This window comes from Pseudoselenomonas ruminantium (assembly GCF_900142515.1).
In the GTDB taxonomy this organism is placed as follows: Bacteria; Bacillota; Negativicutes; order Selenomonadales; family Selenomonadaceae; genus Selenomonas_A; species Selenomonas_A ruminantium_D.
This window is the reverse complement of the sequence record NZ_FRBC01000011.1, coordinates 36,399-52,130: the sequence shown is the minus strand read 5'-3', so window position 1 is coordinate 52,130 and position 15,732 is coordinate 36,399. Positions and strand designations below refer to the sequence as shown.

At 51.0% G+C, this 15,732-nt stretch carries 16 protein-coding genes and 3 tRNA genes; 17 read left to right on the top strand and 2 right to left on the bottom strand.

What is annotated here, in order from left to right:
• Position 1 precedes the first annotated feature (1 nt).
• From carB to pyrE, 5 genes are read left to right on the top strand one after another with little or no spacing between them, the layout of a single operon-like run.
• Positions 2-3,229: a carbamoyl-phosphate synthase large subunit gene (gene carB, locus BUB68_RS07085; RefSeq protein ID WP_073089503.1), complete on the top strand. Its 3,228-nt coding sequence runs from the start codon at positions 2-4 to the stop codon at positions 3,227-3,229.
• Positions 3,222-3,989 carry a dihydroorotate dehydrogenase electron transfer subunit gene (locus BUB68_RS07080; protein ID WP_073089501.1) on the top strand — a complete coding sequence of 256 codons (768 nt, stop codon included), beginning with the start codon at positions 3,222-3,224 and terminating at the stop codon, positions 3,987-3,989. The genes carB and BUB68_RS07080 overlap by 8 nt, the downstream gene beginning before the upstream one ends.
• On the top strand, positions 3,986-4,915 hold the full coding sequence (locus BUB68_RS07075) for a dihydroorotate dehydrogenase (RefSeq protein ID WP_073089499.1): 930 nt from the start codon (positions 3,986-3,988) through the stop codon (positions 4,913-4,915). The genes BUB68_RS07080 and BUB68_RS07075 overlap by 4 nt, the downstream gene beginning before the upstream one ends.
• 36 nt (positions 4,916-4,951) lie before the next feature.
• Positions 4,952-5,668 (top strand): orotidine-5'-phosphate decarboxylase, encoded by a 717-nt coding sequence (gene pyrF / locus BUB68_RS07070; protein ID WP_073089497.1) that lies wholly within the window; start codon positions 4,952-4,954, stop codon positions 5,666-5,668.
• Between the two features lie 2 nt (positions 5,669-5,670).
• Entirely contained in the window at positions 5,671-6,255 is a 585-nt protein-coding gene (pyrE, locus tag BUB68_RS07065; RefSeq protein WP_073089495.1) for an orotate phosphoribosyltransferase, read from the top strand.
• 72 nt (positions 6,256-6,327) lie between these two features.
• Here pyrE and BUB68_RS07060 read toward each other — a convergent pair whose 3' ends face one another.
• The gene (locus tag BUB68_RS07060; protein WP_073089493.1) at positions 6,328-7,473 is read right to left on the bottom strand and encodes an acyltransferase; all 1,146 of its coding nucleotides are present in this window, start codon (positions 7,471-7,473) and stop codon (positions 6,328-6,330) included.
• A gap of 163 nt (positions 7,474-7,636) precedes the next feature.
• On the opposite strand from BUB68_RS07060, the gene BUB68_RS15225 reads away from it, so the two are divergent.
• The 12 genes from BUB68_RS15225 (at position 7,637) to BUB68_RS07005 (ending at position 14,800) form a co-directional block, all read left to right on the top strand.
• Positions 7,637-7,801 carry a hypothetical protein gene (locus BUB68_RS15225; RefSeq protein ID WP_178139480.1) on the top strand — a complete coding sequence of 55 codons (165 nt, stop codon included), beginning with the start codon at positions 7,637-7,639 and terminating at the stop codon, positions 7,799-7,801.
• A 29-nt stretch (positions 7,802-7,830) separates the two neighbouring features.
• Entirely contained in the window at positions 7,831-8,130 is a 300-nt protein-coding gene (locus tag BUB68_RS07055; protein ID WP_073089491.1) for an STAS domain-containing protein, read from the top strand.
• 33 nt (positions 8,131-8,163) lie between these two features.
• On the top strand, positions 8,164-8,787 hold the full coding sequence (locus BUB68_RS15220) for a hypothetical protein (protein WP_073089489.1): 624 nt from the start codon (positions 8,164-8,166) through the stop codon (positions 8,785-8,787).
• Between the two features lie 71 nt (positions 8,788-8,858).
• Positions 8,859-9,335 (top strand): hypothetical protein, encoded by a 477-nt coding sequence (locus BUB68_RS07045; protein WP_073089487.1) that lies wholly within the window; start codon positions 8,859-8,861, stop codon positions 9,333-9,335.
• 108 nt (positions 9,336-9,443) lie between these two features.
• Positions 9,444-9,520 (top strand) — tRNA-Asp (locus tag BUB68_RS07040).
• 3 nt (positions 9,521-9,523) lie between these two features.
• A tRNA-Gly gene (locus tag BUB68_RS07035) sits at positions 9,524-9,599 on the top strand.
• Positions 9,600-9,605: 6 nt separating this feature from the next.
• Positions 9,606-9,679 (top strand) — tRNA-Cys (locus BUB68_RS07030).
• Between the two features lie 110 nt (positions 9,680-9,789).
• Positions 9,790-10,347, top strand: a complete 558-nt coding sequence (locus BUB68_RS07025; protein WP_073089485.1) for an NUDIX domain-containing protein — start codon at positions 9,790-9,792, stop codon at positions 10,345-10,347.
• Positions 10,348-10,974: a site-2 protease family protein gene (locus BUB68_RS07020; protein WP_073089483.1), complete on the top strand. Its 627-nt coding sequence runs from the start codon at positions 10,348-10,350 to the stop codon at positions 10,972-10,974. It begins immediately after the preceding gene.
• Between the two features lie 7 nt (positions 10,975-10,981).
• Positions 10,982-11,707 (top strand): segregation and condensation protein A, encoded by a 726-nt coding sequence (locus tag BUB68_RS07015; protein ID WP_073089481.1) that lies wholly within the window; start codon positions 10,982-10,984, stop codon positions 11,705-11,707.
• Positions 11,700-12,323 carry an SMC-Scp complex subunit ScpB gene (scpB, locus tag BUB68_RS07010; RefSeq protein ID WP_014424626.1) on the top strand — a complete coding sequence of 208 codons (624 nt, stop codon included), beginning with the start codon at positions 11,700-11,702 and terminating at the stop codon, positions 12,321-12,323. The genes BUB68_RS07015 and scpB overlap by 8 nt, the downstream gene beginning before the upstream one ends.
• Positions 12,320-14,800 carry a U32 family peptidase gene (locus BUB68_RS07005; protein WP_073089478.1) on the top strand — a complete coding sequence of 827 codons (2,481 nt, stop codon included), beginning with the start codon at positions 12,320-12,322 and terminating at the stop codon, positions 14,798-14,800. Before scpB ends, BUB68_RS07005 begins: the two co-directional genes overlap by 4 nt.
• A 37-nt stretch (positions 14,801-14,837) precedes the next feature.
• Here BUB68_RS07005 and BUB68_RS07000 read toward each other — a convergent pair whose 3' ends face one another.
• Positions 14,838-15,629, bottom strand: a complete 792-nt coding sequence (locus BUB68_RS07000; protein ID WP_073089476.1) for a DUF4931 domain-containing protein — start codon at positions 15,627-15,629, stop codon at positions 14,838-14,840.
• Positions 15,630-15,732 lie beyond the last annotated feature (103 nt).

Genomic DNA, 15,732 nt, shown 5'->3' with positions numbered 1-15,732 from the left:
GATGCCAAAAAAGGAAAATCTCAAAAAAGTAATGGTAATTGGCTCGGGACCCATCATCATCGGTCAGGCAGCGGAATTTGACTACGCTGGTTCCCAGGCTTGCCGGGCACTCAAAGAAGAAGGTTTGGAAGTTGTTCTTGTAAACTCCAATCCGGCAACTATTATGACCGATACGCATATTGCCGACCGGGTGTATATTGAGCCGCTGACGCCGGAATTCTTGGAAGAAATCATTGCGAAGGAAAAACCGGATGGTCTGCTCGCAACTCTCGGTGGTCAGGCTGGTTTGAACCTGGCCGTACAGCTGGCTGAGCGCGGTGTGCTCGAAAAGTACGGTGTAGAGCTTTTGGGAACGCCACTGTCTGCTATCAAGCAGGCTGAGGATCGTGAACTCTTCAAGGAAACCATGGAAAAGCTCGGAGAACCCATTCCGGAAAGTACCATTGTGGAAGATGTGCCCAGTGCCGTGGCATTTGCTACGGAAATCGGCTATCCGGTGATCGTGCGTCCGGCTTACACTATGGGGGGGACCGGCGGCGGTATTGCCGAGAACGAAGAGGAACTCATCGACATCGTCATCAAGGGCCTCAACTACTCCCTGATTGGCCAGGTGCTCATCGAGCGCAGTGTGGCCGGCTGGAAGGAAATCGAGTACGAAGTCATGCGGGACGGCAATGACAACTGCATCACCGTCTGCAACATGGAAAACTTCGATCCGGTGGGCGTGCATACTGGTGATTCCATTGTCGTGGCACCATCCCAGACGCTCACGGATCATGAATATCAGATGCTCCGCAGCGCATCCTTGCGTATTATCCGCGAGCTGGGCATCGAGGGCGGCTGCAACGCCCAGTATGCGCTGGATCCCAACAGCAACCGCTATTATGTAATCGAAGTAAATCCCCGTGTGAGCCGCTCTTCGGCCTTGGCTTCCAAGGCTACGGGTTATCCTATTGCCAAGGTTTCCGCCAAGATTGCCATCGGTTACACGCTGGATGAAATCACCAACGCCGTTACCCAGAAGACCAAGGCCTGCTTCGAGCCTTCTCTGGACTACTGCGTGGTAAAATTCCCCCGCTGGCCCTTTGACAAGTTCGTCTATGCGGACAAGACGCTGGGAACCCAGATGAAGGCCACTGGCGAGGTCATGAGCATTGACCGCCACTTCGAAGGCGCCATCCTCAAGGCTGTGCGCTCACTGGAAATCGGCGTGCACCGTCTCTCCATGCCCAAGATGGCAGAGTGGGATGATGCCCGGGTGAAGAAGAATCTGTCCCGGGTCAATGACGAGCGCATCTTCGTGATTGCCGAAGCCCTGCGCCGGGGCATTGCCACGGTGGATGAAATCCACAACATTACCAAGGTGGATAAGTGGTTCATCAACAAACTCAACAATATCGCTCAGGTGGAAAACCAGCTGGCAAGTGATGCCTTGACGCCGAGCCTGATGCTGGCGGCCAAGAATGTGGGCCTGGCAGATGTATCCATTGCGGAAATCACTGGCAAGACGGCGGATGAAATCCGTACCACCCGCAAGAGCATGGGCGTTCTGCCTTGCTACAAGATGGTAGATACCTGCGCCGCTGAGTTTGAAGCAGCTACGCCGTACTACTATTCTACCTTCAAGGGACAGCAGGACGAGGTGGTTGTATCCAACAAACGCAAGGTCATCGTGCTGGGTTCCGGCCCCATCCGCATCGGTCAGGGCGTGGAATTTGACTACTGCTCTGTGCACTCGGTCTGGGCATTGAAGGAAATGGGCATTGAGGCCATCATCATCAACAACAACCCGGAAACCGTATCCACGGACTTCGATATTTCCGACAGACTCTACTTCGAGCCCTTGACCACGGAAGATGTGCTGAACATCATCGACAAGGAAAAGCCCGAAGGGGTTATCGTCCAGTTCGGCGGCCAGACCGCCATCAACCTGGCAGTTTCCCTGCAGAAGGCTGGCGTCAAGGTCTTCGGTACATCTGTTGATGATATCGATAGGGCAGAGGACCGTGAGCGCTTCGATGAAGTGCTGACCCAAACGCAGATTCCCCGTCCGCAGGGCATCAGCGTGACGAATCTCGAAGATGCCATCAGCGGGGCCGAGCGCATCGGCTATCCCGTCATGGTTCGTCCCTCCTACGTGCTGGGCGGCCGGGCCATGGAAATCGTCTACAACGAAGCGGAACTGCGTGACTACATGAGCCGAGCCGTCAAGGTTACCCCGGACCACCCGGTACTGGTGGACCGCTACATGCAGGGCACGGAAGTGGAAGTTGATGCCATCTCCGACGGTATCGATGTACTGATTCCTGGTATCATGGAACATGTGGAGCGGGCTGGCGTCCACTCTGGCGACAGTATCGCCGTGTATCCGGCTCAGACTCTGCCCTCCAAGGTGCTCTACACGATTATCGACTACACGAAGCGCTTGGCGGTGGCCCTGCATGTCAAAGGCCTGTTGAACATCCAGTTCGTAGTAGTCAATGATGAAGTATTCATTATCGAGGTGAACCCCCGCTCCAGCCGTACGGTGCCCTTCCTGTCCAAGGTAACGGATGTGAAGATGGTCAATCTGGCCACCCGCATCGCGCTGGGGGCATCCCTCAAGGAAGTCAGCGACCGTACTGGCCTTGTACCGCCGAAACCCTATGTGGCCGTTAAGGCACCGGTATTCTCCTTCGCCAAGATGACGGATGTGGATATCGCCCTCGGACCCGAAATGAAATCCACCGGCGAGGTCATGGGCATTGACTATCACTATGCAAGAGCCCTCTACAAGGCCATTGTGGGTTCCGGCATCAACGTGCCCACCAAGGGATGCGTCCTCTTCACGGTAGCCGATAAGGACAAAGAAGAGATGAAACAGCTGGCGAAGGCTTTCTCGGAACTGGACTTCAACATCGCTGCCACGGAAGGTACGGCAAAGGCCATCAAGTCCATGGGCATCGATGTGGAAGTAGTAGGCAAGGTGCATGAGCGCAGCTCCGACATCATCGAGAAAATCAAGACCGGCAAGATTCATATGGTCATCAATACCTTGACGCAGGGCAAGCATTCCCTGAAGGATGGTTTCAAGATTCGCCGGGCTACGGTAGAGCATGGCATTGCCTGCCTGACCTCTCTCGATACTGCCTGGGAAGTGATGCGGGTGCTGTCCTTCATGCGGGAGCGCCGTCTCGTGTACTCGCTGGCCATCCAGGATTATGTAGGTGGAGGTGACGACCTTGCCTAAGGCTTTGGTGGATGCCGAGGTTATCTTGAACCGGGAATTGGTGAGCGGGGTGTACTACCTGGAGGTAGAAGCCCCCAAAATTGCCCGGGAGGCAGAGCCGGGGCAGTTCGTGCAGCTGCAGATTCCCGACGGCGCCTTTACCCTGCGCCGTCCAGTGGGCATCGCCGCCCGCAATCTGCAGACAGGCACCGTGGCCTTTATCTACCGGACGGTGGGGAAGGGCACAGCGGCCTTGGCAAAGGTCAAGGCCGGGACGGTCATCAACGTATTGGGACCCTTGGGCCATGGCTTTGCCATGACGGCCAAACGCCCCTTGCTGGTGGGCGGCGGCATGGGCCTTTCCCCGCTGTTGTTCTACGCCTCCGCTATGGGGGGCAAGGCCGATATCCTGATGGGCGGCCGCTGTAAGCAGGAACTTTTCTGGGAGGAGCTTTATTCTCCTCTGGTGCAGGATGTCTTCTGCACTACCGATGACGGTTCCTATGGCCAGAAGGGCTTTACCACCATGGCTTTGCCGGAAATCCTGGCCAAGGGGGGGTATGACCTCGTTGTGGCCTGCGGCCCGGAAATCATGATGCAGGGCATCGCCAAGATTGCCCATAAGCAGGGAATTCCCTGCCAGGTTTCCTTGGAAAAGCGCATGGGCTGCGGCCTCGGGGCCTGCCTGTCCTGTTCCATCGATACCACGGATGGGAAGCGCAAGAAGGTCTGCAAGGATGGCCCGGTATTCTATGCCCAGGAGGTGTTTGACCTGTCATGAGCAGGAACATAAATATGCAGGACAAGCGTCTGTTTACGAGTATTGCCGGTATTCCCATGAATACACCGGTACTGACGGCGTCGGGCACCTTCGGCTTTGGCGAGGAATTTGCCGAATTCGTTGACTTGTCAAGACTTGGCGGTGTCATGGTCAAAGGCACCACCCTGAAGCCCCGCCGGGGCAACGAAGGCATCCGCATCACGGAAACGCCTGGCGGCATGCTCAACTGCATCGGTCTGGAAAATCCCGGCGTGGAGGTTTTCTTGCAGGAAACTTTGCCCCGCCTCGCGAAATACAATATGAATGTAATCGTGAATATCTCGGGCAGCACTGCGGAAGAATACGGTGTTCTGGCTGAAATGCTGGATGTGCCGGAGGTGGCGGCCATCGAACTCAATGTCTCCTGTCCCAACGTCAAGGAGGGGGGCATTGTCTTCGGTACCGACCCTAAGGCTGCGGCTGCGGTGGTCAAGGAGGCCAAGGCTCATACGAAGAAGCCGGTTATCCTGAAGCTTTCGCCTAACGTCACGGACATTGTCACCATGGCCAAAGCCGTAGAGGCCGCAGGAGCTGATATGATTTCGCTCATTAACACTCTGCTGGGCATGGAAATCAATATCCGCACGAAAAAGCCGACACTCGGCAACATCACCGGCGGCCTGTCCGGCCCCTGTGTGAAGCCCGTGGCCTTGCGCATGGTCTATCAGGTGGCAAAAGCCGTCAAGGTTCCGCTTATTGGCATGGGGGGCATCAGCTCCGCCGAGGATGCCATTGAGTTCCTGCTGGCGGGAGCCAGCGCAGTGGCGGTAGGTACGGCTAACTTCAGTGATCCCGCTGTAACCATGAAAATCTGCGATGGCATCAACGATTATCTGGCCCAGCAGCATATCGAGTCAGTCCGGGATATTATCGGTGCAGCACTTTAATTCAGATTTTTACAGTAGATACAGGAGGCCCAGGTTATGGCAGATGAACGCTTGATAGCAGCTCTTGATTTCCACATGATGGAAGATGTGAAGCGGCTGGTAACATCATTAGGAGACAGTGTGTCCTATTATAAGGTCGGCATGGAGCTCTTTTACAGTGTGGGCGCTCAGGTGGTAACCTGGCTCAAAGAGCAGGGAAAAGATGTTTTCCTTGATCTCAAACTTCACGATATACCCAATACGGCGGCGGGCGGTATCTGCTCGCTGATGCGGCTGGGAGCGACCATGCTCAATGTGCATGCCAGCGGCGGCTATACCATGATGAAGACCACCGTGGACAGGATGCATGTGGAAGCTGAGAAGCTGGGGATTGCGTGTCCAAAACTCATTGCGGTTACAGTGCTGACCAGCATCAATCAGGAAGATTGGGAAGGCCTCGGACAGGCCATGCAGATCAAGGGAGCTGTTGTGCGCTATGCCAAGCTGGCCAAGAAAGCCGGCTTGGATGGTGTAGTGGCTTCTGCGCAGGAAGCTGCCCTTATAAGGGAAGCCTGTGGCGATGATTTTCTGATTGTCACGCCGGGAATCCGGCCTGCGGGCAGTGATGTCAACGATCAAAGCCGTATCGCGACACCGGCAAGTGCCCTCAAAGATGGGTCCACCCATCTGGTGATTGGCCGTCCTATCTATGCCTCGGCTGATCCGAAGGCTGCCGCTTTGAAGATTATTGAAGAAATGGAGAAAGTAAAATAAAGATGACGGAACAGGAAGTAAAAGAATTACTGATTGAAACGGGTGCAATCATGGATGGTCATTTCCTTCTGACCTCCGGCCTGCACAGCCCCCATTATGTGGAAAAGTTCAATGTGCTTCAGCAGCCGAAATACACAGAAAAACTCTGCCAGGCCATGGCCGAGAAATTCAAGGATGCGAATATCGAGACAGTCGTCGGTCCTATGACCGGTGGTATCCTGCTGGCCCATGAAACGGGCAAGGCACTGGGCACCCGGGCTATCTTCACCGAACGCGTAGATGGCAAGATGACCTTCCGCCGTGGCTTCAGCCTCCATGAAGGGGAGCGTTGCCTGATTGTGGAAGACATCGTGACTACGGGCGGCTCCATCAAGGAAGTCATCGAAGTGGTCAAGGCTCACGGCGGCATTCCCGTAGCGGTCAGCATGCTCGTTGACCGCAGTGGCGGCAAGGCCAGCTTCGGCGATGTTCCCTGCACGGCTTTGCTGCACATGGATGTGGAAACCTACAAGCCTGAAGAATGCCCGCTGTGCAAACAGGGGATTCCCATGACAAAACGTGGGAGTACAGGAAAGGCAAAGGTATAACTTTTCATACATGAAAGAAGCTGTGGATGAAATGCTTTCGCATTTCGTCCACAGCTTCTTTTGGGATTGATATTATTTTGACGGGTAGACGCCAATGGTTATTTTGTTAAGGATGGGGATGTGTTCACCTATCTTTCGGCAGATAACAGCTGCTGCAATAGAGAATATGAGTGTGGCGGCATAAAAGCTGATTGCCACTGGGGCGGTTATAAGATGCCCCGTGTTTTGCAGCCACAGGCCGATGTAGGTGATGAAAAGGGGATGTGATAGGTAGGCGAAATATGAGTGCTTACCTAGAAGGTGTAACAACGGACTGAGGACGGCAGGGTACTTTTGGTACGTAAAAATGGCAAAGAAGAAGAAGCTGGCGGCTACCGTATATAAAATTCCCCATGGGCAGAGCTGATGAGCGGTGTTGATCGCTTCCAATGCGGTGTAACCGCTCAGAAAGATCTTCTCATAGTAGTAAGTCATCAAACCACCCAACGTGAAGAAAAAGCAGGCGGTCAATCCGTGGAGGTGCTTTTTCATAAAATCCATAAATTGGGCCGTGTGGCTGGCGAGATATCCGCCCAGCAGAAAAATAAAGAAGTAATGCAATACCCAATAATTAAGGCGATACATGAGGAACGGTTTTAAGATATCATCATCTGGTAAACTGTATACATAAAGATTAAACGAGGTGCTGAAGCTGGACCAGTAGTCAAAAGCAATCTGCAGAGCCAGCATCATGCAGAGACGAGGTATGGTCAAATGGCGGACCAGCTTGATCCACAAGGGCATCAGCAAGTAGAACCACAGAAGGATTACCATAAAGTAGAGTTGATATTTAGCATTACCAAAGAATAGTATGGACAGCAAGTGCATAGGGTCAGGGAAGCCTACACCGTAGAGAAGGCCGTCATGGAACAGATAGAGCAGGGACCAGGCTAGATAAGGAATCAACACGGTTTTTAATCGTCTCTGGGTAAATTTCCCAAAATCAAAAGGTGCATGGAGATCCAGATTGTAAAACAGTCCGAAGGCGGAGATGAAAAAGAAAATCGGAACACTGAAACGGGTAAATGTTTCAAAGAGAGCTACCAAATGGATATTAGCGGCAGGATTCATAATATATTGAGAACCGATATGGATGCCGATAACCCCCATCATGGAAATGCCACGGATGTATTCGATAGCAGCAAGTCTTGGCTTGCGGGGCGTGGTGGCTGTTTGCATAAAAAACACCTCGATAAAAAATTAGTACTTACCTATGATAGCAAAAAAAAACTTATAGTGCCATAGTTGTTAACATGAAAAAAGGATTTTTCTATTGCGCTAACGAATTATTTAGCTGACAGTTCGATGGATTGTCTGTCAGCAAAGGGGGCTTTGAACAGTTTTGGCAGAATGGGCGCTTATTTTTGCCGATGAGGGCAGGCCCTGTGGTTCCTTGGCAAGAGAAGATCTGGATGCTACTGAAGGAAAAAACATGCTTGCATTATGGAAGTATATGAGATGGCAGCAGGAAATTTCCTTCATAGAGCGAATTTTACTGATAAGGTAGTATTTGTAACTTGGAAGGAGTAATTTATTATGGAAATTAAAAAAGAGCAAAATGGTGCATCTCTGACGTTGGCCTTAACGGGACGATTGGATGCTGTTTCTGCGCCAGATTTAGATAAGGTCGTGCAAAATGAGCTGGGGGGCATTACAGAGCTGACTTTTGATTTTACTGAATTGGTATATGTGGCTTCTGCTGGGTTGCGCGTTTTGTTATTGGCGCAGAAGCGAATGAAAAAACAAGGTATGATGAAACTGATTCATGTTAGTCCGGATGTTAAGGATGTCTTGGAGATGACGGGCTTTATTGATTTCCTGACCATTGAAGAATGATGTCGAAAAATGACAATAGGGGATTGAATGGGTATGGAAACGACAAAAATCATGATCAACAGCAATGGAAAAGGCATGGAAACGGCCTTGGATGAGGTAGAATATTTCAGCCGGGAAATGGGATTTGATGAGCGCAGTGTCCGGCGCACTCGTCTGTTGGCTGAGGAAACCATGAGCATGGTACGGGCTGTTGTTGAAGAGTTTGTAGCTAAGTTCTGGATGGAAAGTCAGGATGATTGTAACTGTATTTTGCATTTGCTAGCGACGTCGCCTATGAATTATCAAAAGAAGCAGGAGTTGATTGCAACATCATCCAGGCAGCGGAATGAGGCATCTGTAGGTATTATGGGGAAGATTCAGGATTTTATTGAAGATAGTATCTATAGTATGGAAAATGATAGTCAGGTGTTGGCAGGGAATCCTGAGATTATGAGCCTCGGAGGAGTGACGTTGGCTATAGATGGCTATATGTGGACTCTGGATAAATACCGTGAAGATTTGGGACAGGCTGCTGATGGGGAAGATGCGGATATAGAAGCTGCTTTGGATGAATTGGAAAAATCGATTGTAGCCAATATCGCCGATGATATTCGTGTGTATGTAAAGGGAAATAACATTGAGATGATAATCCGAAAAAATTTTCCTTCAAGCTGCTGAGAGAAAGACCTTGCCCCAGGCAAGGTCTTTCTTGTATAATTGTTCCGTAAACATTCATGCGGAGGTGCAACATGAATAAACGAAGAATTGTAATTGGTGGACTGATGGGAATCTTACTGGCCATTGGCGGAGCTGTGATGCTCTTGAATGGTGGAGTGTCTCCGGCAGGTCAGCAGATTACAGAAACTACTGTAGCTAGCAGGAATGAGGATACTTCCAAGATAAATAAGCTTCCCCAGCCAATAGAGGAAAAAAAAGTAGTAAGACAGGCGGTTAAACCGATACAGGACGTTTTTGTCTATAGCTTCGAAGGCGAAAAGGTTTTTATTGTTGCAGGATCCGTTACAGTGGATAAAAAAGCTCATAAATGGCAAGTCAGGATAAAAAATGTAAATTCTCAGGGTGAATCGTATGGTGAACAAGTCGTTTCCTTCAAGCAGGATGGGGCACAGATACTTACCAAAAATGCTGATGGACAGTGGCGTGATATCGATGAAATGGATCGTTCGCTCTTTAAGAAGGTGATTGATATTTCTGGGGCTTTTTGAGAGATGTTGAAGTTTTTTTGAAAAAATGTAATTTTACTGTTGACAAGCAGGTAGGTTATCCGTATAATAATATATGTCGCTGAACGACAGCGGCAAAAAAGTAAAGACGGCCCGGTAGTTTAGTTGGTTAGAATGCCGCCCTGTCACGGCGGAGGTCAGGGGTTCAAGTCCCCTTCGGGTCGCCACTTGCGGAAATAGCTCAGTTGGTAGAGCACCACCTTGCCAAGGTGGGGGTCGCGAGTTCGAGTCTCGTTTTCCGCTCCATTTTATGGCGACATAGCCAAGTGGTAAGGCCGAGGACTGCAAATCCTCTATCCTCAGTTCGATTCTGAGTGTCGCCTCCATAATGAAAGCAAGCCTTCTCCTGCTCGATGGGAGAAGGCTTTTCTGTATTGAAGTCAGTGGCTAAATATTGTAAAATATAAATTATGTTATATTCGGGGAGGCTCAAATCATGGCAATGGAAGATAAAGACTTGATTGAAGAAAAAATTGGCAGCGAAGATATTTTTGATGGCACGCTCCTGCATGTGAAACGGGATACAGTCAAATTGCCAAGCGGCAGTGAAGCCACACGGGAGTGGATCAAGCATCCTGGTGCTTCGGCTGTGATTCCTTTGACGGAAGATGGTCAGGTGATCCTGGTAAAACAGTATCGCTATCCTATTGGCCGCATCACGCTGGAAATTCCGGCGGGCAAGCTCGATGCACCGGATGAAGATCCGCTTTATTGTGCAACCCGGGAACTGTCAGAGGAAACCGGTTATGAAGCGGATTGCATCACGAAATTGACAACGGTTGCCACAACGGTTGGCTTTTCTAATGAATATATCCATATCTATGCCGCTGAAGGCTTGAAGGCTGGCAAGCAGCATACGGATGAGGATGAGTTTATCAATGTGGTGAAGATGCCGCTGGAGAAGGCCGTGGAATTGGTGCTGAATGGTGAGATTTATGATGCTAAATCGGTAACGGCCATTTTGATGCTGGAACGCAGCCGGAGGGAGAAATAAATGTTTGATTTCAATCCAATGATGATTATTGCAGGTCTGCCAGGCCTGATTATCGCTATGGTGATTCATGAGTATGCCCATGCTCAGGTGGCAGTCTGGTTAGGCGATTTCACACCGCGGCTCATGGGGCGGCTGACGCTGAACCCCAAAGCGCATATCGATCCGATCGGTATGCTGATGCTGTTTCTCGTGCATTTTGGTTGGGCTAAGCCTGTGCAGATCAATCCTCGTAACTTTAAAAATCCCCAGCGGGATGATATTTTGGTATCGCTGGCTGGTCCTATGGCGAATTTCGTCACGGCTTTTCTGGCCTTGGTGGTACTGGTGGTGTTTGATCGCATGGGCGGCGATATGACGGCTGGTGTCTATATGGTTTTCCGGTTGATCATCGAGTATAATATCGGCTTTGGTATCTTCAATCTGATTCCATTGCCGCCGCTGGATGGTTCACATGTGCTCATGCAGCTGCTGCCGCGGGATATGGCCTATAAACTGGCCGGTTTGGAGCGTTATAGTTTCCTTATCCTGATCGTATTATTGATGACACCGGTGCTCAGCATGATCTTGATTCCCTGCCGCAATCTGATTTGGCAGATTTTCCGTTTGCTATTGAGCCCCTTTATCTGATTTATTGATGGAAGATTATAAGATTAAACTTGATGCTTTTGAAGGCCCCATGGACCTTTTGATGCATCTGATTGAGAAGAACAAGATTGATATCTATGATATCCCCATTGCGGAGCTGACACGGCAGTATTTGGATTACCTGGATAGATTCCGGGAGTTCAATATGGAGATTGCCAGCTCCTTTCTGGTGATGGCGGCGACATTATTGCAAATAAAATCCCGCATGATGCTCCCGAAAGCCCCGAAGGAAGAGGGAGAACCGGAGGAAGATCCCCGCTTTGAACTGGTTCAGCGAATTCTGGAATACCGCAAGTTCAAGCAGGTGAGCCAGGTATTAGGGGATATGGCTGGCGTGCAAGAACGTTTTGTGGCCCGCGAGCCCATGGATCTGCCGGTACATCATCTGCCGCCGGGGAATCTGTCGCTGGATTTGTTGGTGGATGCTTTCCGCACGGTATTGTCCGTGAAGGAGGAGCTCACCATCCCGAAGGCGTTGGTGGAACCGGAGGAATACAGCATAAAGGGCAAGATGGAAGACATCATCCTGCTTTTAGGGCGCAGTCGGGGCAAACTGTTGTTTTCAGAGGCATTCCAGTCAGGAACGCGCAGTGAACTGATTGTGACTTTTCTGGCGCTGCTGGAACTGATGAAACTCCGGACGGTTACAGTCAGGCAGCAGCGTTCTTTTGCGGAAATCTATATCTGTGTCCGGGAGGAGGAAGTTCATGCCTGAGAAAGAACGGGCAGAAATATCAGCAACAGGACTGGTGGAGGCGGTGCTGTTTGCGGCAGGCAATCCCATGAGCGTGAAGGAAATCGCCCATATCATGGAGCTGGGCGTGATAGAAACCCAGAATATATTGACCCGCCTGCAGGCAGAACTGGATGAACGGCATAGCGGTCTCACCCTGCGGCAGGTAGCGGGGGGCTATCAACTTGCCACCCGGCCCGAGGCTTATATGACGGTGGAACGGCTCAGCCAGGTCGTGGACCGGAAGATTTCGGCACCGACTATGGAAACCCTGTCCATTGTGGCCTTCAAACAGCCAATCACGAAGGCGGAGATTGAAAATATCCGTGGTGTACGCGTGGAGCGTGCCCTGCAGAAACTATTGGAATTAGAGCTTATTGCCGAAGTGGGCCGCAAGCCTGTATTGGGGCGGCCGATACTTTATGGTACGACGGATACCTTCCTGCGTTGCTTTGGGATAAACACCCTGGCAGATCTGCCGGAGCTGCCCAGTACAGAAGAGGCTGTGGCAGCGCTGGACAATGATCAGATGGAACTCTTTCAGGAGATGCAGCATTTGCAGGAAGCGGAGAAACAAGATACGGAGGAAATGGAATGATTGAATTACTAGCCCCGGCGGGCAGCCGTGAAGCGCTGATTGCCGCTGTGGAAAGCGGGGCCAATGCGGTCTATATGGCCGGCACGCAGTTTGGCGCCCGTGCTTATGCCAATAATTTTGATGAGGATGGCCTGCGTGAGGCCATCCGTTTTGCGCATTTGCGGGATGTGCTGATCAATGTCACCGTCAATACCATTGTCGATGACGAAGAAATCCCGGCACTTAAAGAGTATCTCCTGTTTTTGCGGGATGCAGGCGCGGATGCAGTCCTGGTACAGGACTTGGGCGTAGCCCGCATTGCCCGGGAGATTGTGCCCGATATGCCGCTGCATGCCAGTACCCAGATGACCGTGCACAGTCTGGAAGGTGTACTGGCCCTGCAGGAAATGGGCTTTACCCGCGTGGTGCTGTCCCGAGAACTGTCCTTGAGAGAGATTGCTCATATCTGTGCGAACTGTGATGTAGAAATCGAAGTATTCATGCATGGTGCCCTTTGTGTCTGCTATTCGGGGCAGTGCCTTATGAGCAGCATGATCGGCGGTCGCAGCGGCAACCGGGGGCGTTGTGCCCAGCCCTGCCGTCTGCCCTATACATTGGTGGATGAAAATGGTCATGATGTGCTGGGGGATAAGGCAGGTAATTATCTGCTCTCGCCCCGCGACCTCAATACCATTGATGTGATTCCTGACCTGATCAAGGCCGGCGTGGCTTCTTTGAAAATCGAGGGCCGTATGAAGCGTCCGGAATATGTGGCAACAGTTGTGGGAACATATCGGGCGGCAATTGACCTGTATCTGGCTGGTCAGGATTATACGATTGACCAGTCAGCCCGTGACAATCTGGCGCAGATTTTCAACCGTGACTTTACCACGGCTTATCTCGTGAATCGTCCCGGCAAAAAGATGATGAGTGACCGCCGCCCCAATAACCGGGGCCTGCTGATTGGCCGGGTTACCGCCTATGACTGGGATAAGCGGCTCGTGACGGTGAAACTTTCCGGTAAATTGGCGTTGGGCGATCAGGTCGATTTCTGGGTGAAGGTTGGTGGCCGGGTGACGGCGACCATCAGCGAGATGTCAGATGTCAAAGGGAAGCCGCTGACTTTGGCGGACAGCGGTGATACGGTACGTTTTGCCATTCCCACAGCTGTCCGTGACCATGACCGGGTATTCAAGGTCTATGATGCTCAGTTGATGGAAAGGGCCAAGGAAAAATATGCCAGCGGTGCGCCTGTGCGGCGTATTCCCATTACGGCTGAAGTCAGGGCGGCGATTGGCGAGCCTTTGACTGTCATCCTGCGGGATAATGCCGGGCATATTGGGCAGGGCAAGACGGACTTCATCGGTGAAGCAGCGAAGAAACGCCCCTTGTCGGAAGAGGTTATCCACAAGCAGGTTGACCGTTTGGGAACCAGTGTTTATGAACTCATGGAACTGCAGACGGAAATCAGCGGTGAAGTCATGGTCCCCATGAGTGAGATCAATGAAGCCCGGCGGCAGGCCGTGGAAATGTTGGATGCTCAGCGACTGGCCCATTATCCGCTGCGGGTGGAAAATCCGCAGCCCTTCAAGGCAGAAACTGCGGTGCAGGCTCTCGCGATGCCCCGTTTGATGGTGGCCGTGGACAATCTGGAAAAGATGCGTGCAGCCATTGCCGGCGGTGCGGATGGCATCATCTTTGGCGGCGAATCCTACGAGCATGAAGCCTTGACCGTAATGGATTATGAGAAGGCTTGGCATCTGGCGCAAAAAGCGCGGGTACGCATTGACTTCAATCTGCCGCGCATCATGCGGGATGATTTCCAGCCTTTCTTTGAAAAGATCCTCATAGCGGCGAAGAAATTCCCACCTGCAGCCATTCATGTCCATAATATTGCACAGCTGCATCTGGTCAAGCGCCTGACAGATTTTGCAATCCATGCGGATTACAGCCTGATTTCTTATAACAAGAGCACACTGGCGTTCCTCAGGGATTATGGTGTGATGTCGGCTACGCTGTCACCGGAACTCAAATGGCAACAGATGGAAGCGCTGGCAAAGGAAAGCGACATACCTTTGAGCACCATCGTGCATGGCCGGTTGGAATTGATGGTTTCGGAATACTGCGTGACGGGCAGCTTCTTAGGCAATGCAGGCGAAGGCTCCTGCAGCCATCCCTGCACCAGCGGCAGATTTGCACTGAAGGACCGCAAGGAGGCACTGTTCCCCCTGCGCATGGATCAGTTCTGCCATATGCATGTGCTGAACAGCAAGACGCTGTCCATGCTGCCTCATGCCATGAAGTTCAAGGGCGCAGGTATCGGGACTCTGCAGATTGAGGCCAAGGCCATGGAGTGCCGGGAGATTGAGTCAATCGTGAAGGCTTATGTTCAGGCGATGAAATGGCCTGCTGCTATTGATGAGGTACAGGAAGCTATCCTGAAACAGCAGGAGGGTACGGATATCACTCGTGGCCATTTTTTCCGCGGTGTGATGTAACCTTTATAGAGAAAGGAATGACCCCCTGTGAAGGGGGTCATTCCTTTGCAAAATAGATTCGTTGTATTTCTGCGATGGTGGCGCTGATATTCGTGGGGCGCACATGAACACCATACCCTACGAACAGTGGGGGTGTAGCAAAGCGGGGCATGATTTTACAATAGACCTGACTTTGCAGATGGTAGAAAAAAATATTGTAACTTTCTACCCTTCCATTGTGGAAACGATGGGTCAGATAATGTGTACCAATCTGTAGAAAACGCGACATGGTTGCAATAGTGAGTTCGTCTTCGATCATTCCTGGTGGTGGTATGATATTCAGCTCCCAAAAGCCAATACGGGGAATGGTGGAGATATTGAATTCTACGCCATTTTCCCGCGTGATAGTCTCGCCGGTAAATTCTTCTATATGAATCGACAGAGGAGTCTCCAGTTTAGGAAAAGCAATGATCTGCATGTGGGGATGGCGTATGGTGCCTCCGGATAGGGGACCGTAGTTTTTGAAAAAGGCAACATCATCATACTGGCCGGATGTCAGCATTTTCTGCCAATGGTAAAGGCCAAAACGGAGCAGTCTTTGCATATGAGACGGAGAATATGTTGGAATATCGCTGTTGCAAACATCATTTTCAATTAGGACATATTGTTTGGTGCCAGACAGGACATTGTATTTATTGCGCAAGAGAATGATGGGGCCATCGGCAGCGATAATGTCTGTTAGATCCTCAGGATGACAGAACGGACAATAATTATCAGGATGGCGTATCGTCTCAGGCTTTTGTCTGCCAATCTGCATATCAAAATCGATGATATTATAGGGTATTGTCATGATAGTTCCTCCGTGAAGCTGATGTTAAATCCTAGTTTAGCACAGAGATTTTAGAAAAACAATGAGTGATGAAGCAGATGAAAAAAATTGCAAAACTTTAAGA